This is a genomic window from Parabacteroides sp. ASF519, assembly GCF_000364265.2.
Taxonomy (GTDB): Bacteria; Bacteroidota; Bacteroidia; order Bacteroidales; family Tannerellaceae; genus Parabacteroides; species Parabacteroides goldsteinii.
This window is the reverse complement of record NZ_AQFV02000006.1, coordinates 5,813,014-5,838,883: the sequence shown is the minus strand read 5'-3', so window position 1 is coordinate 5,838,883 and position 25,870 is coordinate 5,813,014. Positions and strand designations below refer to the sequence as shown.

Below are 25,870 nucleotides of genomic sequence, written 5' to 3'. Positions count from 1 at the left end.
TAATTAAGCGTGAATATCTGTTTGTTCTTTTCTCTTAACCAATACGTTATAACCGTCGACACGCAGTACTTCGACCGGCGTGTTTTCGTCTATTAATTCATCCATCGACTTCGCCTCGACAGTGATGCCCTTGATGCGTGCTTTGCCGATGGGGGCAAGGCGTGAAAGGGTGATACCTTCGTCACCCGGTTCGATGCCCAGGTCACGGCTTGAAGTCAGTTTGGAGTCGACATCCGTTTTCAGGGCGACCTTGTTGAATGACCGGGCACGTATAACCATACAAATGAGGCGGCAAAGGCTGTTAACGACAGGAACAATGTGATATGTCCGACCGTTTCACCTACCGTATAGGCATAAATAACGCCTGATGCCGCGAAAAGAAATCCTCCGACACCGGCAATTGTTATTCCCGGCAAAAGGAATATTTCCAGCAGGATAAGCACGATGGCTACCAGCATCAAAAAGACAATAATGGTTATTTCCCAAATCATAATAGTCGCGGTTGAATTATCTGTTACTTTTTAAATAGTTTATCTCCGTATTACGAGCTTTCTTTTCCAACTCTTCAGGCTGGTCGAGCAGACTGTTTAATTGCTCTTCCGCTTCAAGAATTGCCGGTTTCAACTGTTCCTTCTTTGCATTGTTCCCGGAAGAATAGGAGGCTCTGAGGTCGGCCAGTTTATCATTCAGTTCTTTTATCTGTTTGTTCAGTGAGACAACTTTTCCATAGTAACTCTTTGCTTCCGGACTTTTGATATCGTCCAGTTTATAGTAAACCAGGCTGTTGTTTATCACGAACTCGAAATCTTTTTCGATTTTCGCTTCCCCGTAAGGTATTTCTTTATGGGCCAGTTCGATCAGATTGCTGTAGTCGCTTCCCGGTTTCCATGAGTCCTGAATGGAAGTGATGGCGGCACGGGCACGTTTCATTTCGATATCTTCACTTTCCACGCGGCTGTGTTCATTGTTCGGGATGAACAGGTAAACACATACTTTATCTTCGGGCTGGAAGCGGTCTGATACGAACCATCCCAACTCCTTGGTTTCATCATACACCATCATATAATCATTGAACGGTGAGTTGAAAGGCATGCTTAACTGCTCCGGTGCCAGATAAGTATCGGAGTTGATGTTGTAGCGTGTAACGAACAGGTCGTATCCGCCTAATGAACCGTTTCCTTTGGAGGCATAGTAGATGGTGACTCCGTCAGACAGAACAAAAGGATAATTGTCGTCATCGTTGCTGTTGATATTCATCGGTAACTGTTTTTCATCCCCCCATTTGTCCATTAATCTGGATTGGGTGAAAAGGCAGTAGCGGTCGTTGTCTGTTGCATGGGCATAATAAATCTTGTCGCCCTTCTGGTTCATATAAACCGTTGAGGATACAGGTTCATTTGTCTGGAAGAAATCTTTGAAAGAAGTCAATGTGCCGCTTTCTTCGCTCAGTGTATAAGCTGCCAGAAAATCATCTTTGTCGACAACTATACTGTCTATAATCTGTACATCTTCCGTCTTTTCCATCATCCGGTGGGCGTTCTCAGCCAGACTGAGTTTTTCTTCGAATGCTTGTGTGTCCTGTTTCTTTTTAGTTAGCAGGTCGATGTATTCTTCCATCATTTCCGCCGCTTCATCAAAACGGTAGGTCTGATAATAAACATCCGACAGATAGCGATAAGCTTCCTGAACTTTGCGCTTGACTGCCACTTTCAGATGTTTTTCGGCACCGGCCAGATCTCCGGTCTCGTAACAACACACACCATACCAATGATTATAGGACGAGTTACTGGGAGCTTGTTTCACCAGTTTTTCGAAAGCAGGTTTAGCTTCAGCGTATTGTCCTTCGTTGTATAGTTTTTTGGCCTGGTCCAGGCTCTGTGCCTGCAGGCTGCAGCAAAGAAATGTAATTCCAATTGTGTAAAACAGTTTTTTAGATAACCGGCTCATTGTCTCTTGTTATGATATAATTATACTGATTCAAAGATAATAATATTTTTAGTTAAGCGTACAATTCATTAGATAAATATCTATTTTTGTGCCCGATTTAGAGTAGATATGGCAAAGTTGACAGCAGAAGAACTCCTGTTCCGGAAAATAGAAGAGAAAGTGAAGAGGGCAATTTTCGAATATAGCCTGATCGCCAATGGTGACCGCATCCTGATCGGATTGTCGGGCGGAAAGGATTCGCTTGCCCTTGTCGACCTGCTGGGGCGTCGTTCAAAAATCTACAATCCCCGCTTTGAAGTGGTCGTGGCGCATGTGGTGATGACGAATATTCCTTATTGCTCGGATGCGGAGTACCTGAAAAGCTGTGCCGATGAACACGGATTACCGTTTATCATTCACGAAACGAGTTTCGACGCTTCTACCGATACACGTAAGTCTCCTTGTTTTCTTTGTTCCTGGACACGGCGAAAGGCCTTGTTTGATATAGCCAAGAAGCATAATTGCAATAAGATCGCCCTGGGGCATCATCAGGATGATATTATCGAAACATTACTGATGAATATAACCCATCAGGGGGCTTTCGGGACTATGCCTCCGCGGTTGAAGATGGATAAGTTTGATATGGAGATCATCCGTCCGATGTGTCTGGTTGAAGAAAAAGAACTGGTCCGTATTGCCGAATGGAAAGGGTATCGTAAACAAATAAAGAACTGTCCGTATGAGTCCGGTTCCAGCCGTTCGGATATGAAAGAGGTCCTGGCCCGGCTCGAAGCTATAAATCCGGAAGCACGTTACAGCATCTGGAACAGTATGTCGAATGTACAACAGGATTATCTTCCTCAAAAAAATAAATAAGTTATGCAGGGTTTTTATACTATTCTGTTATTGGTCGTATCAAATATTTTTATGACATGTGCCTGGTACGGCCACCTGAAGATGAAACAGCAGTTCAGTTGGTTCGAACATTTGCCGTTGATCGGTGTGATCTTATTCAGTTGGTTTCTCGCTTTCTTCGAATATTGTTTTCAGGTACCGGCAAACCGTATGGGATTCAGGGAGAATGGCGGACCGTTCAATCTGATACAATTAAAAGTAATACAGGAGGTTATTACGCTTGTCGTATTCGTGGCTTTCAGTGCTATCGCCTTTAAAGGAGAATCGTTTAAATGGAATCATGCATTGGCTTGCTTACTTTTGGTAGCGGCGGTATACCTGGTATTCAAGAAGTAAATAAGTAATCGGCGTACAATGAACCCACCTCGGGGATTATAGTTGCTATTTCCGTTAAATGCAACAAATATCAGTGAACCAGCTATGGGTTTAATTTTGAATTCAACTATCATACTATCATAATTTGATGTAATATGCGTATAATGAGTGTGTTACCCTATGATGGTTGTTGTTATTAACTATCATTTATCTATCATGCAACGATCATATTTACATTGTTTTAACTAAACTATCGTTCCTGTATCTATTAAAAAGCCTCTATCCCAAGTCTTTTTTGCCGAAATATATAGACTTATTTCATCGAAACAACTATTTATTGTTGTCAGGATGCCCGTTTTATCCTGTTTGACACCCGGATGTTGACGATGCTCAGACCCGGGTGTTGGCAACCTTGAGACCCGGGTCTCGAACAACATAAGTAATTACTTCCTTGAAAATAAGTCATATACTTCAGCAAAAAAAGAAGCTTACACTGGACCTTTGGATAAGACTATGATAGTTGCCTGATAGTTATATGATAGTTAATAATAACAACTGTCATAGGGTAATAGTCTTGTAATTAATCTCTTATGATTTTAAATGATAGTATGATAGTTGGTTTGATAAATCGTTTGAAGAGGGCATTCCATCCTCAACATGCTATTGGTTTTTAATTATCCCATCCAGATACCGTAATATTTCTGTTTCTTCGTCCGGATGAAACCATTTGATCTCTTCGTCCCGTTTAAACCAGGTCATTTGTTTGCGGGCATAGACACGGGAGTTGCGCCGTATTTTCTCTACGGCCAGGTCGAGCGGCCATTCTCCGTCGAAATAGTTGAACAGTTCTTTATAGCCGACCGTATTGAGTGAGTTCAGGTGGCGGAAAGGGTAGACTTTGCGCGCTTCTTCCAGCAGGCCGTCAGCCATCATCTGATCGACACGGCGGTTGATGCGGTCGCATAATTCTTCGCGGTCGCGTGTCAGTCCCACTTTAATGATTTTAAATGGGCGTTCTTTCTTTATATTGGTGCGGAAAGATGAATAAGGCTTTCCTGTCATCCGGCATATCTCGACGGCATGGATTACCCGTTTGTAGTTCATCCGGTCTACTTCTTCATAATGGACAGGGTCGGATTCTTTTAACTCCTGTAGGATATTTTCCAGTCCTTCACGTTCGAACTGGGCGTAAATAGCCTCACGTATATCGGGGGTGACGGTTGGAATATCGTCAATGCCTTTACATACGGCGTCGATGTACATCATGGAACCGCCTGTCATTACAACGGTTGGAGTGGTACGGTGGAGTGTTTCCAGGAGGCAGATTACGTCTTCTTCAAAGTTACTGGCGCTGTAATAATCGGTCAGGTCCAGTGTCCCGACCATATAATGTTTTACTCTTGCCATTTGTTCGGCGGTGGGAGCCGCCGTTCCGATAGGGAGATCTTTATAGAGCTGACGGGAGTCGGAGGAAATAATAGGCGAACCGAAATGTTCTGCTACGCGCAGGCTCAGTTCGGTCTTTCCGACTCCTGTCGGCCCGAGTAATATGACAAGGGAGTTCATCAATTAAAAACGCTCGTCGTCGTACGGGTTTTCCATCGGTACGTCGCCTAAACCTTCGAAACCGCCTTTGTCCAGTTCGTCGATGTCATATTCTGAGTCACCATAAAAGTCTTCGCCGATCTCTGTGCTTCCGTTTTTGGTTTCGAACTCATCGAAGTCGATCGTCTGGGCAGGTGCGACACCTATTGATTTGCTGACGATTGCTTTATCGAGATCTTTACCCGGCTCTATTTCGCGGAGCTCCATGAAGAAAGCACGTTCGGTCATATAGTCGAAAACGAACATAAGTTTCTGGTGTTCGTCTTCAAGCAATTCTTCCAGACGAGTTTCAGCCATTATATAGTTATCCACTTCCGAAGTGGTGTCCATTTCAACTAATGTAATTTCCGTATTTTTGCTCCAATCGTCGTCACAAATAAAGAAAGAGCACATCTGATCTTTCGTGTAGCCAACCGACTCAAGGATGGCGTCGTGCAGATCAAGGAAAGTTGCTTCCGCATCAATCTTGATTTCGCGTTTGAAGTCATCTACTTCATCTGATAGAATGAGGAATCTAAATACCATAGTCTTTTTAGTTTTTTGTTGGTTCAAAAGTAGTAAAATAAAAATAATGTGCCAATAAAATAATATGCCAATATACCAATAAAAATACTATCTGTTGATATTTTCATTGGCGTATTGGCATATTGCCTGATTAGCACATTATTATTCGTCAATCGAACCTCTTACGATACCGCGTTCGGAAGTCTTGATAAAGTTGAGTATCAGGTCTCTTTCTTCGCTGGCTTCGTATTCGGTCTCAATAGCCTTGATGGCTTCCGTATTATTCAGGCCACGGGTATATAACGTACGGTAGATATCCTGTATCAGGAATACCTGCTGGTTGGTGAACCCACGGCGGCGCAATCCTACGATATTGATGCCACAGTAAACAATCGGGTCGCGGCCGATCAACGTATAAGGCGGAATATCTTTACCGATACGGGAGCCGCCCTGTACCATCACATGTTTCGATATGCGGGTAAACTGGTGAACCAGGCTGCCGCCGCTGACAATAGCAAAATCGTCAATCTCCACTTCTCCGGCTATCTGGGATGCGTTCCCGAGGATAATATGATCTTTCAGCACGCAATCGTGTGCGATATGGGAATATGCCATAATCAGGCAATCGCTTCCGACTATGGTCTTTCCCTTTGATGCTGTTCCCCGGTTGATCGTGACACACTCGCGGATCGTCGTATTTTTTCCGATTTCAGCGGTGGTCTGCTCTCCTTTGAACTTGAGATCTTGTGGAATACCGGCAATTACAGCTCCCGGGAAGATGGAACAGTTGTCTCCGATCCTTGCCCCGTCGAGAATGACTGCATGTGAATAAATATGACAATTGTCGCCTATTACTACATCCTTTTCAATCACTGCAAAAGGATCTATCGTTACATTCTGGCCGATCTTTGCTTCGGGATGAACGACTGCTAAAGGGGATTGATTCATTGCCTTCTTCTGTTATTATTATTTGTTTTTAATGATCTGAGCCATAAATTCAGCTTCGCAAACCAGCTTGTCGCCAACGAAGATATAACCTTTCATCGTGGAAATACCGCGGCGGATAGGAGCCAGCAGTTCCAGACGCAGGATCAGTGTATCTCCCGGTACTACTTTCTGGCGGAATTTTACGCCATCGATCTTCATGAAATAAGTTGAATAGCGTTCCGGTTCGTCTACTGAATTCAGAACGAGCAAACCTCCGGTCTGTGCCATCGCTTCAACCAGCAATACACCCGGTGTAACAGGTTCCTGCGGGAAGTGTCCGGTAAAGAACGGTTCGTTTGTCGTGATATTTTTTATTCCGACGATATAGTTACCGCCTATTTCGATGATCTTGTCGACCAGCAGGAAGGGGTAACGGTGGGGAAGCAACTCGCGGATACGGTTGATGTCCATGATCGGAGCTGCGTTCGGATCGTAAATCGGAGCTTGTACTTCGTTTAATTTGATGTCCTTGCGGATCATGCGGGCTAACTGGTTGTTGATCTTATGTCCGGGACGGGTTGCGATGATGCGTCCGCGGATAGGCTTGCCGATCAGTGCCAGGTCGCCCAGTACGTCAATCAGTTTATGGCGTGCCGGTTCGTTGTCGAATACCAGCGGTTTGTTGTTGATATAACCCAGGTCGCATACGTCTTTGTGGGGTATGCCGACTTCGTCTGCCAGTTTGTCAAGTGTTTCCTGCGGCATTTTCTGGTCGTAGATAACAATTGCATTGTCCAGGTCACCGCCTTTGATCAGATTGTTCTGGCGGAGCATTTCCACTTCACGAACGAAAACAAATGTACGGGAAGCAGCAATTTCTTCGGGAAACTCGCTCAGATCGTTCATGGTGGCGAACTGATTGGATAAAACGGGCGAATCGAAGGAGATCAGCACATTCACACTGAACTTCTCGTCAGGGAGGATGATCAGTGAAGAACCTGTTTCTTCGTCTTTTACTTCGATCTTATGTTTTACGATGTAAAAATCTTTCGGAGCGTTCTGTTCAACGATTCCTGCTTTCCGGATCTCTTCAGAGAAGAAACGTGAGCTACCGTCCAGAATCGGAAACTCGGGAGCGTTCACTTCAATCAGGCAGTTGTCGATTTCGTAGGCATATAATGCTGCCATTGCGTGTTCAACTGTACTGATCTGGATGCCGTTCTTTGATAAAACGGTACCTCTTTGTGTACTGGCTACGTTTTCTGCCAACGCATCAATAACAGGTTGTCCTTCCAGGTCAACACGTTTAATTTTGTATCCGTGGTTTTCCGGTGCCGGATTGAACGTGATCTGTATGTCCAGTCCGGTATGCAAGCCTTTACCTTGCATCGAGAAACTCTTGGCTAGCGTCTTTTGTTTCTGCATACGTATATTAATTATTTATTGATTTCCTTTTTTAATTGTTCGATCTCGCGTTGCAACTGTCCTAGTGTACGGTACATATCGGGCAGGCGGTTGAATACGGCGCTTGAACGCATGAAGTTCTTCGCGTCGATAGCCGGAGCACCCAATACAGTCTTAGCTTCCTTGATGTCGCTGATCACACCGGATTGTGCACCGAATACGACGCCGTCGGCAATATGGATATGTCCGGCCAGTCCTACCTGTCCGCCAAACATACAATGGCTGCCGATCTTGACTGAACCGGCGATACCTACCTGGGCTGCCATTACAGTATTTTCTCCGACTTCTACGTTATGGGCGATCTGCACCAGGTTATCCAGTTTCACACCGCGGCGGATGATGGTTGACCCCATCACGGCACGGTCGATCGTGGTATTGGCCCCGATCTCGACATTGTCTTCCAATACAACATTCCCCAGTTGCGGGATCTTTTTATAATTCTCTCCTTCGGGAGCAAAACCGAAACCGTCCGAACCGATCACAGAACCGGCATGGAGGATACAATTATTTCCGATTTTACATCCGTTATAGATGGTTGTATGCGGATAAAGAATGCAGTTATCTCCGATAGTCACGCCATCACCGATGTATGCGTTGGGATATATCTGGCAGTTCTTACCCAGCTTTACCTGTTCTCCGATATAGGCAAAGTTGCCGACAAAGCAATCTTCTCCCATTGTCGCAGAGGCTGCAATGAAAGCAGCCGAAGAAATACCGGCTTTTTTAGGTTTTGACTGTTCTACCAGGTTGAGTAACATGGCAAGAGCAGAATATGCATTTTCAACTTTCACTAAAGTAGCGGTGATCTGTTCAGCCGGAGAAAAGTCGTTATTCACCAGAACAATGCTTGCTTCTGTATTATAGATATAATGTTCGTACTTGGGATTAGCCAGAAACGTCAGTGTTCCGGGTTGTCCTTCCTCTATTTTTGAGAAGTTGCTAACTTTCACTTCCGGGTTGCCATCAACGGTTCCACCAAGAAAGTCCGCTATTTGTTGGGCTGATAACTCCATTACTTATTTTGTTATATTGTATTTTGAATTGAGACTGCTCCACTAAGAACAAAGCAGTTTGCAAAAATGGTGAAAAATATTGGGATAGCCTATGCTTTGCAGGGAATAATTCCCTTATCATGCAGATATCCTGCCATTTCACGTTGTACAGCTTGTGCTGCTTCGCGGGCAAATGAGGCAAAATTCTCCGATTTATCTACGTAAATGATCGCACGTGAAGAGTTAACAAGCAAACCGCACTGATCGTTCATTCCGTATTGAGCCACTTCCTGCAAGCTGCCACCCTGTGCTCCGACACCCGGAACCAACAGGAAGTGGTTGGGAGCATGTTTACGGATGTCCAGGAACATTTTTCCCTGAGTTGCACCGACAACATACATCATCTGTTCGTCGGTAGCCCAGTCCTGCGATTTCTTCAATACTTTTTCAAACAGACGTTCGCCGTTGGCATCTTCCGTCATCTGGAAATCCTGTGAGCCTTTGTTTGAAGTCAATGCCAGCAGGATTACCCATGCTTCGGGATAGATCAGGAACGGTTTTACGCTGTCTTCGCCCATGTAAGGAGCCACTGTAACGGCATCCACTTTGATATGGTCGAAGAAAGAGCGGGCATACATTTCGGAGGTGTTACCGATATCGCCACGTTTCGCATCGGCGATAATGAACTGGTCCGGATAGTTTTCGCGCAGGTAAGTAACAGTCTTTTCAAAGGCAAGCATACCTTTCACACCCAGACTTTCGTAGAAAGCCAGGTTCGGTTTGTAAGCTACACAGTAATCGGCTGTAGCATCGATGATTGCCTTGTTGAAAGCGAAGACAGGATCTTCTTCAGAAAGTAAATGCTGCGGGATTTTTTTTATATCTGTATCCAATCCTACGCAAAGGAAAGATTGTTTCTTTTTAATGTTTTCGAATAATTGTTGCTTGTTCATCTTGTCTTGTGTCAAATAGTGAAATTGTTATAGTTCGGCTTCTTTCAGGCGTTCTGCATTTTCGGCAACGGTCAGTTGGTCGATGCAGGCTTGTATATCGCCGTCCATGAAAGCAGATAAATTATAGATCGTGTAGTTGATACGATGATCGGTGATACGTCCTTGCGGATAGTTGTATGTCCGGATCTTCGCGGATCGGTCGCCCGACGATACCATTGTCTTGCGTTTGTTGGCAATGTCGTCCAGGTATTTCTGATGTTCTTTGTCATAAATGAAAGAACGCAGGCGGGTAAGTGCGCGTTCCTTGTTTTTCGGCTGGTCGCGCGTCTCCGTACATTCGATCAGGATCTCTTCGCTCACGCCGGTGTTCGGGTTCTTCCAGACGTATCTCAAACGTACGCCCGATTCGACCTTGTTCACATTCTGGCCGCCGGCACCTCCCGAACGGAAAGTATCCCACTTAATTTCACCTTCATTAATTTCAACATCAAACTCGTCTGCTTCGGGGAGCACAGCCACGGTAGCTGCTGAGGTGTGTACACGTCCCTGAGTTTCAGTACTGGGTACACGCTGAACACGATGTACGCCCGATTCATATTTGAGCGTACCATATGCTTTCTCACCGCTAACGGTGAAAATAATTTCTTTATATCCGCCCGACGAACCTTCGCTGCAACTTGACAGGGCGACTTTCCAGCCTTTGACTTCGCAGTATTTGATATACATGCGATAGAGGTCGCCGGCAAAAAGGGCGGCCTCGTCGCCTCCCGTTCCGCCACGAATTTCAACGATAGCATTCTTATCATCTTCCGGATCGCTCGGAACAAGCAACAGCTTGATCTCTTCTTCCAGTTCCGGAATGCGGGCATTGCAGGCATCCAACTCTTCGCGGGCAATCTCCCTCATTTCAGGATCCTGCTCGGTATCGAGCATCTGCCGTGCTTCATTTATACCATTTAATGTATTGACATATTCGTTTCGGGTAGTCACGATCTTCTCCAGATCGCGATACTCTTTATTGAGTTTTACAAACCGTTTCATATCGGCTATCACTGCCGGGTCGGTAATCAGTGTTCCGACTTCTTCAAAACGGCTTACTAATCCGTCCAGTCTTCCTAATAAATTATTATCAGCCATTTATCAGATTAATATACGAAGCGACCTTTTTCGCTTTCAATAATCAATTCATTCTTATCCGCCTCTTCCACGAAGCCTACGATTTGTGCATCAATGTTGAAGCTCTTGGCAATGCTGATCACTTCTTCAGCATGTTCGGGCGACAGATAGATCTCCATGCGGTGACCCATGTTGAACACTTTGTACATTTCGCTCCAGTCGGTTCCGCTCTGTTCCTGAATAATACGGAAAAGAGGAGGAACAGGGAACAGGTTGTTCTTTGTCACACGCTTGTTTTCGACGAAGTGCATTACTTTTGTTTGTGCTCCGCCTGAACAGTGTACCATACCGTGTATCTGCGAACGTAGTTTATCCAACAATACTTTGATTACCGGAGCATAGGTACGGGTAGGGGAAAGCACCAATTTGCCGGCGTCGATACCCAGTTCTTCGATTTTGTCGGTCAGTTTCAGTCCGCCTGAATAAACCAGTTCATCGGGAACTGCTGCATCGTAGCTTTCGGGATATTGGGTTGCCAGATATTTGGCAAATACGTCGTGACGGGCAGAGGTCAGACCATTGCTGCCTGTTCCGCCGTTATATTCTTTTTCGTAGGTAGCCTGTCCGTAAGATGCCATTCCGACAATTACGTCGCCCCCTTGTATATGACTGTTATCAACCACGTCTGCACGTTTCATGCGGCAAGTCACGGTGCTGTCGACGATGATCGTGCGAACCAGATCGCCCACATCGGCCGTTTCGCCTCCGGTGGCATAGCAGCCTACACCCATTTCGCGCAGTTCTGCCAGCAGTTCGTCCGTTCCGTTAATAATGGCGGAGATTACTTCGCCGGGGATAAGCAGTTTGTTACGTCCGATAGTGGAAGAAACAAGTATATTGTCTACCGCACCCACACACAGCAGGTCGTCGATGTTCATGATCAGTGCATCCTGGGCAATACCTTTCCACACTGACAAGTCACTGGTTTCTTTCCAGTACATGTAAGCCAGGGATGATTTTGTTCCGGCTCCGTCAGCGTGCATAATGTTACAGTATTCAGGATCACCGCCTAATATATCAGGGATGATCTTACAAAATGCTTTAGGGAATATTCCCTTGTCGATGTTCTTTATTGCATTGTGAACATCTTCTTTTGAAGCGGATACACCGCGCAGGTTGTAACGTTGGTCACTCATTGTTTTTACATATTTGGCTGCAAAGATACTATTTTTTTATGTTACTTATCTAAGTTTAAGCACATCTCCTTCTTCAGGAACGTAATCTTTGTCTTTTTTATTCATCTTATACAGGCTCTTGATCTGTATTCCGTATTTCTGTGCGATGCTGTGCATGGATTCTCCGACTTGTACAACATGGTCGTAATTAGGCTTATCGGCTTTCTTCTTCTTCTTTTCAATATAGACGATATCGCCTTTTTGCAACGGGAAGTCTTCCGGTACTTCGTTGAACTTTTTCAGATCTTTTACAGGGAAGTCCAGATTCTGTGCGATTTGGTCGAAGCTGTCGTTCTCTTTGGCATAAACATACAGTAGACCGTAAGTTCTGTATATCGTATATTTGACGGTCGGGTATTTAAGTTTTTTCTTTTCCTGGCGTGTTGATTTGTGTACTTTTCCGGTATCATAACGGTAAAGTTCATAATCTTCAATTACTTTAATCAGTTTGTTGGCATATGCGCGATCGGTTGCGTAACCACATTTTTGCAGACCTCTGGCCCAACCCTTGTAATCAGTTATTTTTAATTGGAAAAGCCGGTCGTAACGCGAGCGTTTCAAAAATTTGGAGTGATCTTCATATGAATCTTCCACCCGTTTGTATTTACGGAAACATTCTCCACGCAGGTCGTCGTCATGATAAACACGTCCGCCGCGCCAGTCGGAATGACATTTGATGCCGAAGTGGTTGTTTGAGCGGCGTGCCAGGTCGCTTTGTCCGGCTCCCGACTCCAGTAGTCCCTGTGCCAGAGTGATACTGGCGGGAATTTTGTACTTCTTTTGTTGTTCTATAGCCAGAGCGCTGTATGTTTTTATATACTTTTCGTATGAAGGTATTTTGCGCTGGGTTGCTGCCTCCGCTAATGTCGCTATAAAAAATAAGAGGCAAAAAATCCGTATTGTCAGTTTCATAAAACGAGTTCCTAAAGTATTTATTTTCGCAAAGATAATGAAGCTGGATATATTATTCTTCTAAATAATCTATAAAATACTGGTTTATATCCTGCTAATTTTAGCCAGATAATCAAAATGTTCTCCTTCCCGTATCTTCTCCGCTTTGAACCCGTTGTTTGCTGCATGCAGGCTGAGCGTTTGAAAATCGAGGTATAACCAGTCGAATCGGTCGCCCCTGATATTTTTATATTGCATGCGAAAATCCACTTCTCCGTAATAGTCATCATCAATATCTATATCGAGATTGCCATCTTCATCTTCAAACAGGTAACGGAGGTCGGAAGAGTCCATCCATACACAACCTCCCGGGGCAAGCAGGCGTTTTAAAGTATGGAAGAAAATCGGGAGATTGGCTATCTTTCCGACAATCCCCGAACCGTTCATCAGCATCAGGATCGTATCGAAGCTGCCGCTGAACTGTTCGTTGAAGAAATTTTCCAGGCAGGCATCCTTTACGCCTCTTTTCTGCATGACCTCTACAGACAAAGGTGAGATGTCGATGGCTTTTACCGTCTTTCCCATTTCTTGCAATGCCAGCGAATGGCAGCCGCTTCCGGCACCGACATCGAGTATTCTGCCTTCACTCATGCGGAGTGCCTCTTGTTCCAGTGCCGGCATTTCCGTAAAATTGCGGAATAACTGTTTCACCGGGATTTCATCTTCATCGAACATGGAAGAAAAAACGCGGAGTTTACTAGCTTTACCGTTCGCGAAATAATCTGCGATAGCGGCGCCCATCGGGTCTTTTTGAGGGGTGAGTAGGGGTATTTGCATATCCTGATTTGGAATTATTCGTATTTTATCGGACAAAGATACAAATTTACTATCTTTGTTTATCTAATCATCAGTCTTATGAAAGAAATCAAACTGGAAACAAAAATAACGGTTTATTCGCTGAACGAAGTTCCGGATGAGGAACTGCCTTTGGTTCATGCGGCTTTGAAGGCAACGGAACAATCATATGCTCCTTATTCAAAATTTCATGTCGGGGCGGCAGCGTTACTGGCTGACGGGACAATTGTGACGGGAAGTAACCAGGAGAATGCGGCTTACCCATCCGGCTTATGTGCGGAGCGGGTTACTTTGTTCCATGCCGGACATCAGTATCCCGATATTCCGGTAGTTGCCCTGGCAATTGCGGCGGCAACAGGAGGGAAGCAGGTGGAAAGTATTTCGCCTTGCGGTGCTTGCCGGCAGGTGTTGTTGGAGACAGAACAGCGATATGGTAAGCCTGTGAAAGTGTTGCTTTGCGGAATAAAGGATGTGATGGTTGCTCCGAGTGCGGCATCGCTTTTACCGCTTTGTTTTGGGAAAGAAGATTTGAAATCGGAATAATATGATAAGTACTGAATGTACGTAGTAAAAAAGCGGAACAAGAAGTTGAACCTCTTGTCCCGCTTTTTTATTTAACTATCTGGTCAGATACCCAAAGATGCTTTGATCTGGTTGATCTTTTCTTCGGCAGCTTTGTTTGCTTCCGGTAAATCTTCCAGGCTTTTTACTTTTGAATGAACTTCGCAGTAGAATTTAATCTTCGGCTCTGTTCCTGAAGGACGGATAGATATTTTCGTATTGTCTTCAGTGAAGTATTGAAGTACGTTGGAAGTTGTCGGCATATCCAGCGTGATCGTTTCGTTATCGATGTAGCTGTAACCTTTCAGTGATGCATAATCATAGAATAATGAAACTTTAGAACCAGCGATTTCCTGTAACGGGTTTTCGCGGAAGTTCTTCATCATCGCTTCGATTTCTTCTGCACCGCTCTTGCCTTTTTTCACAACAGAAATACCTTTTTCTTTAGAGAAGCCATATTGTACATAGATGTTCTGCAACAACTGGTACATGGTGATACCCTGATCTTTTGCCCATGCTGCGATTTCTGCCAGGATAGCACATGCGGAAACAGCATCTTTATCGCGAACGAAGTCTTCGCAAAGGAATCCGTAGCTTTCTTCACCGCCACCGATGTAATTTTTCTTTCCTTCGTTTTTCTTCATTACGTCGGCAATCCATTTGAAACCGGTGTAAACGTCGTATATTTCAACACCGTTGCGCTCAGCGATCGTACGGATCAGCTCGGTTGTAACGATTGTTTTTACGATATATTCTTTACCGTTTACCTTGCCTAATTCTTTCCAGCGGGTAATCAGGTAATAAACGAACATCAAAGCAGTCTGGTTACCGTTCAGCAATACCCATTCGCCTTCGTTGTTCTTAACAGCTGCTCCAACGCGGTCAGCATCCGGGTCGGAAGCCATAACCAGTTCGGCATCTGTTTCTTTCGCTTTCTCAACAGCCATAGCCAGTGCTGCCGGTTCTTCCGGATTTGGCGAAACAACTGTCGGGAAGTCGCCGCTTACAACATCCTGTTCCGGAACATGGATGATATTGGTGAATCCGAATGCTTTCAATGTAGCCGGAACAATCTCTACACCGGTACCGTGGATCGGAGTGTAAACGATCTTCATGTCATGGTGACGTTTGATCGCTTCCGGAGAAAGGGAAATAGTCGTCAAAGCGTCGATATACAAATTGTCGATTTCAGAACCGATGATTTCAATCAGGTCTTTATTGCCTTTGAACTTGATGTCGCTGGCATTGCGGATCTTGTTTACTTCGGCGATCGTGTTACGGTCGTGCGGAGCGATCATCTGTGCACCGTCGTCCCAGTAAGCCTTGTAACCATTGTATTCTTTCGGGTTATGTGAAGCTGTCAGGATGATACCGCTCTGGCATCCCAGTTTACGGATAGCAAAAGACATTTCCGGTGTCGGGCGAAGGTCTTCGAACAGGTACACTTTTATACCGTTAGCAGAGAAGATATCTGCCGAGATTTCGGTAAACTTGCGGCTATTGTTACGGCAGTCATGGCCGATAACAACTTTGATCTGATCCAGATTGGCAAATTCCTTTTTCAGATAATTTGACAAACCTTGTGTAGCAGCACCGACAGTATAAATATTCATACGGTTGGTTCCTACACCCATGATACCTCTTAAACCTCCTGTACCAAATTCAAGGTCTTTGTAGAAAGATTCGATCAGTTCGGTCGGATCTTCGCTGTCTAATAATTCCTGAACTTTTGCTTTTGTTTCGGCATCATAACTTTTGGTAAGCCAGCTTTGCGCTTTACTTCTTACCATTTCTAGCAGTTCGTTGTTTTCCATACCCAAATATCTTGCATTTATATATGTGTTATTTCCTTATTTAGGAGAAAACAAAGATACAAATTAATTGTTGTAAACAATGGCTTGCAGCTTTATTTTCAAGAAAAAAGAAAAAGTTATTTTTTACCACGTAAACGGATAAGTATAAGTGGATTGATTTCCACAGGCATCTGTTACAACCAGTTTCAGCGTGTGTTTCCCTCTTGCCAGCCGCTCTTTATCGAAGTGATAGGTAATGACGGACTTACTATTCATTTCAAATAAAACATATTGACCGTCAATTTCACCCCGGTATGTTTGTACACCGCTCAGGTTGTCCGACAGCCTGAGTGCGATGGCTTGTTTACTGACCCATGTTGCCGGATTGAGAGGTGTAATGGTCGGCGGGACAAGGTCCTGACCGAGCGTGTAGCTTCCCATTTCTTTTATATCGGCATCGACCCAGCCGTTGCGGTAGACACCTCCGGTCCATGACCGGCGTCCGTTTTGCAGTCGGACAATACCGTATTGCTGTTTGTTCTCCAGTGTGTCTGTTTGCAACCGGAGGGATAATTTGGCTGATTTGTGGAAAGCGACCGGTTTGTTGTGTAATATATGTGTGGCGCCCAGCGCAGCGCTGTCTTCTTTGACGGAATAGTGGAAATATAAGTCGTCATAAAGATTTCCTTTCGGGATTGTCAGGCGGATTCCTTTGGCTCCGAAACGGTTGTCGCTCCACCAATGGAACAATTCTGTGTTTTCCGTGTCGACTTCCGGGATCGGTTGTTCTTTGCCTTCGATTTGGATAGAAAGCTGGGTCGTGTTGCCGAAAGCGTCTGCCAACTGGTAAGTCAGGTGATAGGTGCGGGGTTCGTCGATAGTCAGGATCCCGCGGTTAAGGCTTTCGATGAAACGAAGCCGGTTTCCCGGGTCGACAAAACTTTTGATATAGAACGAACGGTGTTCTTTCCATTCTTCAAAATCTGTGAAACTGTTCAGGTAACGGCTCTCATCGAAGGCGAAACGATCCAGGTTGCTATGAAAAATAACCTGGCTGTCTGCCGTCAGTGTGATGTCTTTGATACCATAAATATTGGAGGTATTATCCATGTAATCGTATCCTTTTACAGCCAGTCCGATTTCTCCCCAGGCTTCAATCTTTCCGGTCAGTGTTTGTTTTCCGTTTTTGGCTGTGACCGGTTTTAGTTCCAGTTTCCGGCGGCTTCCGTTCACAACGCCCTTTCCTGGCATTGAATAGACCATGATTCCCTGTATCTTGGGAGCCTGCGTATCTTTTATTAAATCTTTGTAGTATTCGATCGGGTCCATCGGTTCTTCCGTCTCTGTGTCGCGCACTTCGAAATGGAGGTGCGGACCGCCGGAGCTTCCCGTGTTTCCGCTCAGCGCGACGAGTTCGCCTTCTTTAACAGGTAGTTCATCCGGAGTGAGGCTCAGGTTTACATTGAAGCTTTCCTGTTCGTATTGTTTTTCTTTGAGATAAGCGGTGATCTTTTGGGAGAATTTCTGAAGATGGCCGTAAACAGTAGTCGTACCATCCGGATGTGTGATATACAGGCCGTTGCCATATCCCCAGGGACTTACCGAAATGCGTGAGACATAGCCGTCCTGCACGGAGTGGATCGGTTTCCCTTCGACACCTTGTGTTTTGAAATCTATTCCCGAATGGAAATGATTGCTTCTCAGTTCTCCGAAATTCCCGCTTAGCAAGACCGGAATATCCATCGGTTTGCGAAGTTGCTGGGCTTCGGCTGTGTTGTTTGTAATTCCGGCAAAGAGGAAAATCCCTGCCAGTATATGATGTATCTGCATGTCTGTTTTAATTCAATCTTTGTTAGGCAAAGATAGTAAAAAGTCGGTAATGAGAGGTAGATGATCGCTGTAACCACCCTCATATTTAAAACCATAATAGGTGCGGAAAGGTCGTTTGCCGTGCCAGGTCTTATCATTAGTGAGCAGGAAGGGGGGCATGAATATTCGATTGCTTCCGGGAACAACATGCATGGGAGAGTTTTTATCGATCAGATTGCCGGATACGATGATATGATCCAGCTGATTCCATTCTCCCTGATACTTGTGGGTTCCGGGGTTGTTCAGGACATGGGGATCGGCAAAAAGGTTGTAGAGCTTGCCGGATACCGGATTTCCGGAGGTTTTTCCGGCAGACAGTATTTGTGTGATACTGGCGTTTTCCGGTGTGTCGTTAAAATCTCCCATGATCAGCAGCTGAGGCGTTTTCCGGATTTGCAGCAAGGAATCACACAGATGCCTTAATGTACGGGCAGCATCGAAGCGGTCGGCTTCGCTTTCCTTTTCACCTCCGTAGCGCGAAGGAAGATGACAGACGAATACATCTAATGTATCGGAGGTTATTACTTTTCCCCATACATGGAGAATGTTACGTGTCTGTTTATGTGTTTTATGGGTGAAGAGTACCGGGTGTTCTTTATGGCTGATGTATCCGAATTGAGTTCGTTGATAAAGAAGGGCGGAATTTATTCCCCTTGTATCTGAACCGTGTGTCATGCAGTACCGGTATTGTTGTTGTTTCAAAGGTGTCCGGTTCAGCAAATGGATCAGGACGGAATCGTTTTCCACTTCACAGAGGCCGATTAGGGCGGGAGTATCCCATTCACCTGCGGCGCTGATCACTTTGGCTATTTGCTGAAGTTTATGGTAATATCGTCCGCGTGTCCAGTGATGATTACCCGACGGGAGGAAGTCATTATCGTTCTTGTCCGGATTGTCTTCGGTGTCGAACAGGTTCTCTACATTGTAACTCATGACCCTGAATCCGGGCTGGGCGTTTACCGGATGGGAGAGAAAGGCGAGAACGCAAATTAATATAGTTAAGGTCCTGGTCATATTTAATTGTTTTTATTCTTCTTCTTTAGGAACAAATTCATAAGCGCCTATATCCGGCCCGTTGTTTGTCAGTCGGTTTACGCCGTTACGATCGACCGGATATTTCTGGGAAACAAACAAATCGGCTTTACCTACGCCGGGAGTTGTTTCTTTATCCGGACGGAAATCATACATATATTTATTCTTTTCTCCGCCGGTCATCCGGTACTCCATTTTACTCTCGTCTTTTCCTTTAATAAAAATGACATCGGTAAAGTTTTCACTACTGGTTTGATCCATCATTACGACGCAGTGATCGAAATGATATTTTAAATCGTTGTTTCTTAGGAGCATGGACTTGGTCCCAATATCGATTTTTATTTCTTTACCGGCACCTAGACTACCATCGATTATACAATTGTCGAAATTAGCTTGTAATAAATCATATGGCATGATCGCTTTATTTGAATTTGAATAATTGTCAAATAGTTGTAAGGTATGACTGGCTTCACCTTCTTTAGATTCCGAATGCCGGCTTTTGGCAGAGATGTAGTTTGCAAGTGTACAATGTGTAAAGCTATATTTGCCTCCATTTAATACAACAACGTCTACCGTAGCATTTGTGAACTCGCTGTTAGCGGCTTCCAGATTGCAGTTGGTTGCAGTCAATACATTCCCATCCATATTGGTGATCTGCGAATTGTTAATCTTCAATTTGGATTTTTCCGGATCAGAAGCCTTGCAGGTTATGCCGTTGTTTCCGTTTCTTACTATTACATTATTAAATATGTTGTCAAAACTTTCATTGTTGAATACAATTCCTTCCCATTGTCCCGGTGTGCGGTCGTAGGGTAGTATGTCGAGTATGAAATCGAGACGGTCACCGCGGAAGACTATCGGTTTATCCATGGTTCCGTTCGCAATGATCGTTCCGTCAACGATGATCTTTGCTTTGTCGTGCATATAGAAAGTGGTGCCTTCTTCGATATTAACTGTTACACCTTTGTCTATCATCAGGCTGTCATATATCAGATAAGGACGTTCGGCTGTCAGCTTGGTGTCTTCACTCAATGTCTGTCCGCCTTTTATCAGCTTGACATCCTGTCCGCATGCCTCCAGTAAAACTGTTTGTTTCACGCTGTTGTAGGTGAACACTATTGAATCCTGGATTAATAACGGTTGGTCTTTTCCATTCGGATTGACAGTGACTTCTACAAATATATACATGCTGTCTTTGGCTGCAATTCTGACATTGTCGAAGTTGTCACCTTTTCGTCCGTCCACGTTGATACGGAATCCGCTGGTAGCAGGCGAGGCTTGTATGATTCTCTCTATATTCAGCGGTTCACTGTTTTTGTTGTAAACCATGAATTGTTTTGTGGCTGAACCTATCGTGGTAAAGACAGTATCGAATGATAAGGTATCTGTCGAGAAACTCAACCGGTGATTCGGATTGGTCGAATAATTTTCGTCCAGCCCGTCGCATCCAGCCAACAGGTTGAGTAAAAGTGTACATATTATAAGCAACGGCGCTGTAATTCTTTTCATTTTCTCTAAATGTTAAAATGTATGCCTTTGTGTTCTTGTTTCTTTATAAACAAACGATTTATAAAGAATGTTTTCAGGCATTAACATAAAAAAAGAGGAAAAACACGATTAAAGTGTTAATCCTCTTTTTATAACGCAGAATATTTAATTTTATTTTGCCGGTACGCTTTTTAATAATTCTAAAAGATGAGCCCACCACAAACCGACGGTCTTAATTTTGATCCGTTCGTTCGGAGAGTGAACATCTCTTAAAGTCGGTCCGAAAGAAATCATATCCAGATTAGGATATTTTTCGAGGAACAGTCCGCATTCCAGTCCGGCATGGATAGCCATGATCTTGGCGTCCTTATTGAATAAACGTTTATATGTATCCTGTGCGACTTTCAAGATTTTGGAATCCGGATTAGGAGCCCATCCCGGATAACCGTCACCGTGGGTAACAATCGCTCCGGCCAGTTTAAATACGGAGGCTGCCTGGTTGGCAATCATGTTTTTGCATGATTCGATGGAGCTACGCTGGCTGGTTCCGACAGTGATTATCAATTGTTCTGTTTCGGCTTCATGTCTCATTTTTACGGAAGCCAGGTTGGTAGAAGTCTCAACCAATCCCTCGATGTCATGGCTCATGCCGATAACGCCATGGGGACAAGCATGCAAGGCCCGGATAACCTTTTCCATATCGAAATTAGACAGGCATAATTCCGGACGGTCGGTCGATTCCATGGTGATCTGTACGTTAGGATCGATATGTTTCAGTTCGTTTTCGATATCCGCCGTATAGTTATTGAGCAGTACACGAACCTGTTCTTTATCTTCCGAATAAAGTCCGATGACTGCATGCGCTTCACGGGCTATCGCATTGCGCAGATTACCCCCTTCAATCGAACACAAAGTGAAGTCTGCTTCATTGTTCAATAAATACAGGAAACGAACCAGTATTTTGTTTGCATTACCCAGCCCCTTATGTATTTCACCGCCGGAATGTCCGCCGTTCAATCCTTTTACATCAATTTTGAAATATAACATATTGGGGTTGGTCGGGCGTTGTTCGCAATGGAACACAGCCTGTGTATCTTTTCCTCCGGCGCAGCCCATAAAGATTTCGCCTTCGTCTTCGCTGTCGAGGTTTAACAGGATATCTCCGGTCATGAAGCCTTTTTCAAGAGCTTTAGCTCCGGTCAGGCCAGTTTCTTCGTCAACAGTGAACAGGCATTCGATCGGTCCGTGTTCGATATCGTCGGAAGCCAGGATAGCCAGTTCGGCGGCAACACCGATACCATTGTCGGCTCCCAGCGTTGTTCCGTTGGCACGCAGCCAGTCTCCGTCTACAATTGTTTCGATCGGGTCGTTGTCGAAATCATGAACGGTTCCGTTGTTTTTCTCGCAAACCATATCCATGTGCGACTGAAGGATAACAACCGGCAGCTTTTCATATCCGGGTGTTGCAGGCTTCGACATCAGGATGTTTCCGGCTGCATCTTTCTTTATGGCGATTTTATACTCTTTTGCGAACGATTCCAGATACTGGATCATTTTGCCTTCCTTCTTTGAAGGACGGGGCACTTGTGTTACCTGGTGGAAAAACTTCCAGACGATTTCAGGCTTTAAGTCAGTAATCTTCATAATGTTACAATATATTATAGTTGTTACTATATAGTTAATAATGCAATCATTTCAGGAGTTATGTATGAAAAAAAGTAGAATTAAATACCAAAAAGATACTTTATAATCACTTAAACTCTTATATTTGCGTCCACAAATATAGAGAAAATGCTTACAACGATATTATTAACGGTCATAATTCTTGTTATTTGTGTTGTGTTACTTGCTGTAAAAGTGATATTCAAGAAGGGGGGAAGGTTCCCGAATACGCATGTCGGAGGTAACAGAGCACTGAGTAAAAAAGGTATCCATTGTGCCAAGACGCAAGACCGCGAACAGAAGAAGCAAAAGAATCTATATGATAGAGTAAAAGAAATAGAAGAATAAAATAAGGATTTAATTTACACTTTATGAAGAACATTAACTACGTAATTAATGGTGTGCTCGCGGTGGCTGTCGTGATATTGTTCATAATGCAATTTTCCGACAAGAAAGAATCAACAGTAACAAAAACATTTGCATCCGGAGAAGGTGATACAACAAACCTGCTTCCTATAGCCTATGTCAATGTAGATTCGCTTTTGCTTAATTATAATTATTTCAAGGATCTGAATGAACAGCTCCTGAAAAAAGAAGAAAATTCGCGTGCTAATGTAACACAGCAGGCACGTAATTTGCAGAATGAAGTTCAGGAATTCTATCGTAAAGCAGAAAATAATGCATTCCTAACTCGTGAAAGAGCTCAACAAGAGCAGGAACGTCTGATGAAGAAAGAACAGGAACTGAAAGACTTGGATGCTAAATTGTCACAGGATTTGTTAATGGAACGTCAGAAGCTGAACGAACAGCTTCGTGATACAGTAGTTTCAAAATTGAAAGTATATAATAAGGAAAAAGGATATCAGGTAATTTTCAGTAACACCGCAGAAGATAATATTTTGTTAGCCGGCGATGCTTACGATATCACAAACGAATTGATCGACTTGTTGAATAAGAGCTATTCCAGCGGAAAATAAGTAGTATCAAAAACGATATACAAAAAAAGCTGTTGCATTTAATGTAACAGCTTTTTTTGTATCATACCGTTTTATTTATTGTTATGTAGAGAGTAAACCCCATTACAATGGGAGTATTTCCCCACTCTAATGGGGGCGTTTCCCCACTGCAATGGGGGTATTTCCCCATATAGAAGGGGAAAATTCCCCACATAATAAAATAGGGTGGGGAAATTTGATAGGATTATTTTTGTTGCTTTCCGGAAACGAATGATGAGTAGAGCAATAGTACGGCTGCAATTGTCAGGCAGATAATCCACTCTTTCATATCTTTGAACATCAACCCGGAGGCACAGATCATCAGGACAGAGGCTATTATGTTAAAACGGTGCAACCTGCGTTCGCGAAACTCCATATCTTTAGTAGAGAGCGTCAGGAAGCATACAGCCATTCCGGCGGCTCCGACGGCAAACAGGTAAGGTGCCAGAAACCATTTGGTAAGGAAAAGGACTGCCCCGGCCAGTATCAGTAAACCGGCCATATTGAAAATGATTGTTCTTGCTTTTTGATTCATTATTTCTTTTTGATGATATAGACGTCTTCGTTCGGCTTCTTCATGAAATATTCTTCACGGGCGAAGCGTTCCAGACCTTCTTTGTCGGTACGAAGATCGTTCAGTTTCTTACTGTTTATCTCGATCTCTTTCTGATAATGTTTGATCTCTCTTTCCAGGCTGCGGATCTTTTCGTCGTACGTATACCGCTTATACAAATTGCTGTCGCCCACTGTAAAAGTGAGGATCAAAAATCCAATGATAACCAACCAGTAGGCATTTATCCTGGATAGATACTTGTTGTAAAAGTCTTTTATGCGTGACATGGAACTTCGTTTTTGCAAAGGTAAATGAATTATTTTGTATATCTTTGTGTTGTTAATAAAAAAGCAAAGAATGGACAATTATATTGTATCGGCAAGAAAATACCGCCCGTCTACTTTCCGTAGTGTTGTAGGGCAGAAGTCTCTTACCACTACACTAAAAAATGCAATACAAAGTAACAAACTTGCACATGCCTACCTTTTCTGCGGACCGCGTGGTGTCGGGAAGACTTCGTGTGCACGAATCTTTGCGAAGACAATAAATTGCCTGAACCCGGCAGCAGACGGCGAGGCTTGTAACGAGTGTGAATCATGCCAGGCTTTCAATGAACAGCGTTCCTATAATATTCATGAACTGGATGCTGCCTCCAACAACTCGGTCGACGATATCCGTTCGTTGATCGACCAGGTGCGTATCCCGCCTGCAATCGGAAAATATAAGGTATTCATCATCGATGAGGTTCATATGCTGAGTTCGGCTGCATTCAACGCTTTCCTGAAAACGTTGGAGGAGCCGCCGCATCATGCCCTGTTTATTTTAGCGACTACCGAGAAGCATAAAGTACTTCCGACTATTCTGTCGCGTTGCCAGATATATGATTTCTCCCGCATCTCGATTGCCGATATGGTGGAACATCTGGAATATGTTGCCTCTCAGGAAAATGTGACTGCTGAGCCGGAAGCCTTGAACGTAATAGCCCAGAAAGCTGATGGCGGTATGCGTGATGCCCTGTCTATTTTCGACCAGGTAGTTAGTTTTACCAATGGCAATATTACTTATCAGGCTGTCATCGACAATCTGAATGTACTCGATTACGAATATTATTTCCGCCTTACGGACGCAATCCTGGCAGGAAATGTACGTTCGTCTATCTTGATCCTGAATGAAATATTGAGCAAAGGATTTGACGGGCAGAATATCATTACCGGGTTGGCCGCCCATTTCCGTGATTTGCTGGTTTGTAAGGATGAGGCAACTCTGATCTTGTTTGAAGTCGGAGCCTCGATCCGTGAAAGATATAAAGAGATGGCAAAACGCTGTCCGGATCAGTTGCTTTTTAAGGCGATCGAACTGGCCAATACCTGTGATCTGAATTATCGTGCCAGCCGTAATAAGCGCCTGCTGTTGGAACTGACGCTTATCCAGCTTTGCCAGCTGAGTAATGCAGGGCAGGCAGCCGACGATAAAAAAAAAGGAGTAATTGAACCGATCGCATCCGGTGCTCCTGGACAGCCTGTTTCTCAGGGCACACAGGCTTCACCACAGGGGCAACCTGTTCGTCAGCCAGTTCAACCATCCGGTTATCCTGGTTCACCGGCTTCACAGCAACCGGCTGATATGGGTAATAACAATGGTCGTGTAGTAACTTCGAATATGCCTTCTTCGGCAACAGTTATTCCGCAGCCTCCTGCTGCAACTCCACCTAAACGTCCTTCCCGTCCGCAACATTTAGGTACGTCGCTGAAAGAAATCGGTGTGGAAAAACCGAAGAACCAGATGGGACAGCAGGAAAACCGGACAGTTCAGGAGATGGTCAACCAGTTCACGGAAGAAGACCTGGTACGTTGTTGGGATGCTTATGCGGCAAGCGGAATTATCGATAAGAAAGTTTATCTGAAGAATACGATGATCAACTGCAAGCCTGTTTTGCAGGAAAACTATTTCTTTGAAGTAGGTGTACATAATCCCGGTCAGCAGGATGAACTGAGTAATGGTTGTGTGGATTTATTGAATTATTTGCGTGCACAACTCAGAAATACACGTATCCAGATGCGTGTCCGGATTATCGAAACGAACGAAAAGCATTTAGCCTATACGGCAACCGAGAAGTTCGAACATTTATTGACCGTAAATCCCGTCCTGGGAAAACTGAAAGACGAGTTCAATCTGACACTGGATTAATTCTTTCAACGGATGAAACAAGGGCGGTTTTC

The 25,870-nt window shown here is 44.3% G+C and carries 24 protein-coding genes and 1 pseudogene; 6 read left to right on the top strand and 19 right to left on the bottom strand.

Annotated elements, in window-relative coordinates:
• Positions 1-3: 3 nt before the first annotated feature.
• Together C825_RS27795 and C825_RS23405 are read right to left on the bottom strand one after the other, a co-directional pair.
• Positions 4-491: pseudogene (locus tag C825_RS27795) on the bottom strand (NfeD family protein).
• Positions 492-507: 16 nt separating this feature from the next.
• Positions 508-1,947, bottom strand: coding sequence for a tetratricopeptide repeat protein (locus C825_RS23405; RefSeq protein ID WP_010800395.1), 1,440 nt, complete (start codon positions 1,945-1,947; stop codon positions 508-510).
• Between the two features lie 108 nt (positions 1,948-2,055).
• On the opposite strand from C825_RS23405, the gene C825_RS23400 reads away from it, so the two are divergent.
• Both C825_RS23400 and C825_RS23395 read left to right on the top strand, forming a co-directional pair.
• Positions 2,056-2,802 carry a tRNA 2-thiocytidine biosynthesis TtcA family protein gene (locus tag C825_RS23400; protein WP_007653910.1) on the top strand — a complete coding sequence of 249 codons (747 nt, stop codon included), beginning with the start codon at positions 2,056-2,058 and terminating at the stop codon, positions 2,800-2,802.
• A 3-nt stretch (positions 2,803-2,805) separates the two neighbouring features.
• On the top strand, positions 2,806-3,177 hold the full coding sequence (locus tag C825_RS23395; protein WP_007653908.1) for a DMT family protein: 372 nt from the start codon (positions 2,806-2,808) through the stop codon (positions 3,175-3,177).
• A gap of 639 nt (positions 3,178-3,816) precedes the next feature.
• Here the strand turns inward: C825_RS23395 and miaA are convergent.
• From miaA to C825_RS23345, 10 genes are all read right to left on the bottom strand, one after another.
• The gene (gene miaA, locus C825_RS23390; protein ID WP_007653906.1) at positions 3,817-4,722 is read right to left on the bottom strand and encodes a tRNA (adenosine(37)-N6)-dimethylallyltransferase MiaA; all 906 of its coding nucleotides are present in this window, start codon (positions 4,720-4,722) and stop codon (positions 3,817-3,819) included.
• Between the two features lie 3 nt (positions 4,723-4,725).
• The gene (locus tag C825_RS23385) at positions 4,726-5,286 is read right to left on the bottom strand and encodes an IS1096 element passenger TnpR family protein (protein ID WP_007653904.1); all 561 of its coding nucleotides are present in this window, start codon (positions 5,284-5,286) and stop codon (positions 4,726-4,728) included.
• Positions 5,287-5,427: 141 nt separating this feature from the next.
• A complete protein-coding gene (lpxA, locus tag C825_RS23380) occupies positions 5,428-6,213 on the bottom strand; it encodes an acyl-ACP--UDP-N-acetylglucosamine O-acyltransferase (protein ID WP_007653902.1) in 786 nt (261 codons plus the stop codon).
• A gap of 18 nt (positions 6,214-6,231) precedes the next feature.
• On the bottom strand, positions 6,232-7,617 hold the full coding sequence (locus C825_RS23375; RefSeq protein ID WP_007653900.1) for a bifunctional UDP-3-O-[3-hydroxymyristoyl] N-acetylglucosamine deacetylase/3-hydroxyacyl-ACP dehydratase: 1,386 nt from the start codon (positions 7,615-7,617) through the stop codon (positions 6,232-6,234).
• 11 nt (positions 7,618-7,628) lie between these two features.
• The gene (gene lpxD, locus C825_RS23370; protein WP_007653898.1) at positions 7,629-8,669 is read right to left on the bottom strand and encodes a UDP-3-O-(3-hydroxymyristoyl)glucosamine N-acyltransferase; all 1,041 of its coding nucleotides are present in this window, start codon (positions 8,667-8,669) and stop codon (positions 7,629-7,631) included.
• 89 nt (positions 8,670-8,758) lie between these two features.
• Positions 8,759-9,601 carry an orotidine-5'-phosphate decarboxylase gene (gene pyrF / locus C825_RS23365; RefSeq protein WP_010800394.1) on the bottom strand — a complete coding sequence of 281 codons (843 nt, stop codon included), beginning with the start codon at positions 9,599-9,601 and terminating at the stop codon, positions 8,759-8,761.
• 27 nt (positions 9,602-9,628) lie between these two features.
• Positions 9,629-10,738 (bottom strand): peptide chain release factor 1, encoded by a 1,110-nt coding sequence (gene prfA / locus C825_RS23360; protein WP_010800393.1) that lies wholly within the window; start codon positions 10,736-10,738, stop codon positions 9,629-9,631.
• 8 nt (positions 10,739-10,746) lie between these two features.
• Positions 10,747-11,913, bottom strand: a complete 1,167-nt coding sequence (locus C825_RS23355) for an AIR synthase related protein (protein WP_010800392.1) — start codon at positions 11,911-11,913, stop codon at positions 10,747-10,749.
• A gap of 45 nt (positions 11,914-11,958) precedes the next feature.
• Positions 11,959-12,864, bottom strand: a complete 906-nt coding sequence (locus tag C825_RS23350; RefSeq protein ID WP_010800391.1) for a glucosaminidase domain-containing protein — start codon at positions 12,862-12,864, stop codon at positions 11,959-11,961.
• Positions 12,865-12,948: 84 nt separating this feature from the next.
• Positions 12,949-13,680, bottom strand: a complete 732-nt coding sequence (locus tag C825_RS23345) for a class I SAM-dependent methyltransferase (RefSeq protein WP_010800390.1) — start codon at positions 13,678-13,680, stop codon at positions 12,949-12,951.
• Between the two features lie 78 nt (positions 13,681-13,758).
• Between C825_RS23345 and C825_RS23340 the strand changes: the two genes are divergently transcribed.
• Entirely contained in the window at positions 13,759-14,241 is a 483-nt protein-coding gene (locus C825_RS23340; protein WP_010800389.1) for a cytidine deaminase, read from the top strand.
• 83 nt (positions 14,242-14,324) lie between these two features.
• Here C825_RS23340 and C825_RS23335 read toward each other — a convergent pair whose 3' ends face one another.
• The 5 genes from C825_RS23335 to C825_RS23315 all read right to left on the bottom strand — a co-directional run bounded on the left by C825_RS23335 (position 14,325) and on the right by C825_RS23315 (position 22,085).
• On the bottom strand, positions 14,325-16,073 hold the full coding sequence (locus tag C825_RS23335) for a phospho-sugar mutase (protein ID WP_010800388.1): 1,749 nt from the start codon (positions 16,071-16,073) through the stop codon (positions 14,325-14,327).
• Between the two features lie 123 nt (positions 16,074-16,196).
• Complete coding sequence (locus C825_RS23330) at positions 16,197-17,882, bottom strand: M23 family metallopeptidase (protein ID WP_010800387.1); 1,686 nt, start codon at positions 17,880-17,882, stop codon at positions 16,197-16,199.
• A gap of 12 nt (positions 17,883-17,894) precedes the next feature.
• On the bottom strand, positions 17,895-18,935 hold the full coding sequence (locus C825_RS23325) for an endonuclease/exonuclease/phosphatase family protein (RefSeq protein ID WP_010800386.1): 1,041 nt from the start codon (positions 18,933-18,935) through the stop codon (positions 17,895-17,897).
• A 12-nt stretch (positions 18,936-18,947) separates the two neighbouring features.
• Positions 18,948-20,462, bottom strand: coding sequence for a hypothetical protein (locus C825_RS23320; RefSeq protein WP_010800385.1), 1,515 nt, complete (start codon positions 20,460-20,462; stop codon positions 18,948-18,950).
• A gap of 150 nt (positions 20,463-20,612) precedes the next feature.
• Complete coding sequence (locus C825_RS23315) at positions 20,613-22,085, bottom strand: aminoacyl-histidine dipeptidase (RefSeq protein ID WP_010800384.1); 1,473 nt, start codon at positions 22,083-22,085, stop codon at positions 20,613-20,615.
• Positions 22,086-22,232: 147 nt separating this feature from the next.
• Here C825_RS23315 and C825_RS23310 point away from each other — a divergent pair, with 147 nt between their 5' ends.
• Positions 22,233-22,451: a hypothetical protein gene (locus tag C825_RS23310; protein ID WP_010800383.1), complete on the top strand. Its 219-nt coding sequence runs from the start codon at positions 22,233-22,235 to the stop codon at positions 22,449-22,451.
• A 23-nt stretch (positions 22,452-22,474) separates the two neighbouring features.
• On the top strand, positions 22,475-23,080 hold the full coding sequence (locus C825_RS23305) for an OmpH/Skp family outer membrane protein (protein WP_010800382.1): 606 nt from the start codon (positions 22,475-22,477) through the stop codon (positions 23,078-23,080).
• Between the two features lie 223 nt (positions 23,081-23,303).
• Here C825_RS23305 and C825_RS23300 read toward each other — a convergent pair whose 3' ends face one another.
• Together C825_RS23300 and C825_RS23295 are read right to left on the bottom strand one after the other, a co-directional pair.
• Positions 23,304-23,633 (bottom strand): hypothetical protein, encoded by a 330-nt coding sequence (locus C825_RS23300; RefSeq protein ID WP_007653879.1) that lies wholly within the window; start codon positions 23,631-23,633, stop codon positions 23,304-23,306.
• The gene (locus C825_RS23295) at positions 23,633-23,938 is read right to left on the bottom strand and encodes an FtsB family cell division protein (RefSeq protein ID WP_007653878.1); all 306 of its coding nucleotides are present in this window, start codon (positions 23,936-23,938) and stop codon (positions 23,633-23,635) included. The genes C825_RS23300 and C825_RS23295 overlap by 1 nt, the downstream gene beginning before the upstream one ends.
• A gap of 70 nt (positions 23,939-24,008) precedes the next feature.
• On the opposite strand from C825_RS23295, the gene C825_RS23290 reads away from it, so the two are divergent.
• Positions 24,009-25,838 carry a DNA polymerase III subunit gamma/tau gene (locus tag C825_RS23290; RefSeq protein WP_010800381.1) on the top strand — a complete coding sequence of 610 codons (1,830 nt, stop codon included), beginning with the start codon at positions 24,009-24,011 and terminating at the stop codon, positions 25,836-25,838.
• Positions 25,839-25,870: the final 32 nt, after the last annotated feature.

What these genes read in the sequence shown, in the direction of transcription:
- C825_RS23405 (WP_010800395.1), bottom strand. Translation starts at nt 1,947, where the DNA reads ATGAGCCGGTTATCTAAAAAACTGTTTTACACAATTGGAATTACATTT.
- C825_RS23400 (WP_007653910.1), top strand. Translation starts at nt 2,056, where the DNA reads ATGGCAAAGTTGACAGCAGAAGAACTCCTGTTCCGGAAAATAGAAGAG.
- C825_RS23395 (WP_007653908.1), top strand. Translation starts at nt 2,806, where the DNA reads ATGCAGGGTTTTTATACTATTCTGTTATTGGTCGTATCAAATATTTTT.
- miaA (WP_007653906.1), bottom strand. Translation starts at nt 4,722, where the DNA reads ATGAACTCCCTTGTCATATTACTCGGGCCGACAGGAGTCGGAAAGACC.
- C825_RS23385 (WP_007653904.1), bottom strand. Translation starts at nt 5,286, where the DNA reads ATGGTATTTAGATTCCTCATTCTATCAGATGAAGTAGATGACTTCAAA.
- lpxA (WP_007653902.1), bottom strand. Translation starts at nt 6,213, where the DNA reads ATGAATCAATCCCCTTTAGCAGTCGTTCATCCCGAAGCAAAGATCGGC.
- C825_RS23375 (WP_007653900.1), bottom strand. Translation starts at nt 7,617, where the DNA reads ATGCAGAAACAAAAGACGCTAGCCAAGAGTTTCTCGATGCAAGGTAAA.
- lpxD (WP_007653898.1), bottom strand. Translation starts at nt 8,669, where the DNA reads ATGGAGTTATCAGCCCAACAAATAGCGGACTTTCTTGGTGGAACCGTT.
- pyrF (WP_010800394.1), bottom strand. Translation starts at nt 9,601, where the DNA reads ATGAACAAGCAACAATTATTCGAAAACATTAAAAAGAAACAATCTTTC.
- prfA (WP_010800393.1), bottom strand. Translation starts at nt 10,738, where the DNA reads ATGGCTGATAATAATTTATTAGGAAGACTGGACGGATTAGTAAGCCGT.
- C825_RS23355 (WP_010800392.1), bottom strand. Translation starts at nt 11,913, where the DNA reads ATGAGTGACCAACGTTACAACCTGCGCGGTGTATCCGCTTCAAAAGAA.
- C825_RS23350 (WP_010800391.1), bottom strand. Translation starts at nt 12,864, where the DNA reads ATGAAACTGACAATACGGATTTTTTGCCTCTTATTTTTTATAGCGACA.
- C825_RS23345 (WP_010800390.1), bottom strand. Translation starts at nt 13,680, where the DNA reads ATGCAAATACCCCTACTCACCCCTCAAAAAGACCCGATGGGCGCCGCT.
- C825_RS23340 (WP_010800389.1), top strand. Translation starts at nt 13,759, where the DNA reads ATGAAAGAAATCAAACTGGAAACAAAAATAACGGTTTATTCGCTGAAC.
- C825_RS23335 (WP_010800388.1), bottom strand. Translation starts at nt 16,073, where the DNA reads ATGGAAAACAACGAACTGCTAGAAATGGTAAGAAGTAAAGCGCAAAGC.
- C825_RS23330 (WP_010800387.1), bottom strand. Translation starts at nt 17,882, where the DNA reads ATGCAGATACATCATATACTGGCAGGGATTTTCCTCTTTGCCGGAATT.
- C825_RS23325 (WP_010800386.1), bottom strand. Translation starts at nt 18,935, where the DNA reads ATGACCAGGACCTTAACTATATTAATTTGCGTTCTCGCCTTTCTCTCC.
- C825_RS23320 (WP_010800385.1), bottom strand. Translation starts at nt 20,462, where the DNA reads ATGAAAAGAATTACAGCGCCGTTGCTTATAATATGTACACTTTTACTC.
- C825_RS23315 (WP_010800384.1), bottom strand. Translation starts at nt 22,085, where the DNA reads ATGAAGATTACTGACTTAAAGCCTGAAATCGTCTGGAAGTTTTTCCAC.
- C825_RS23310 (WP_010800383.1), top strand. Translation starts at nt 22,233, where the DNA reads ATGCTTACAACGATATTATTAACGGTCATAATTCTTGTTATTTGTGTT.
- C825_RS23305 (WP_010800382.1), top strand. Translation starts at nt 22,475, where the DNA reads ATGAAGAACATTAACTACGTAATTAATGGTGTGCTCGCGGTGGCTGTC.
- C825_RS23300 (WP_007653879.1), bottom strand. Translation starts at nt 23,633, where the DNA reads ATGAATCAAAAAGCAAGAACAATCATTTTCAATATGGCCGGTTTACTG.
- C825_RS23295 (WP_007653878.1), bottom strand. Translation starts at nt 23,938, where the DNA reads ATGTCACGCATAAAAGACTTTTACAACAAGTATCTATCCAGGATAAAT.
- C825_RS23290 (WP_010800381.1), top strand. Translation starts at nt 24,009, where the DNA reads ATGGACAATTATATTGTATCGGCAAGAAAATACCGCCCGTCTACTTTC.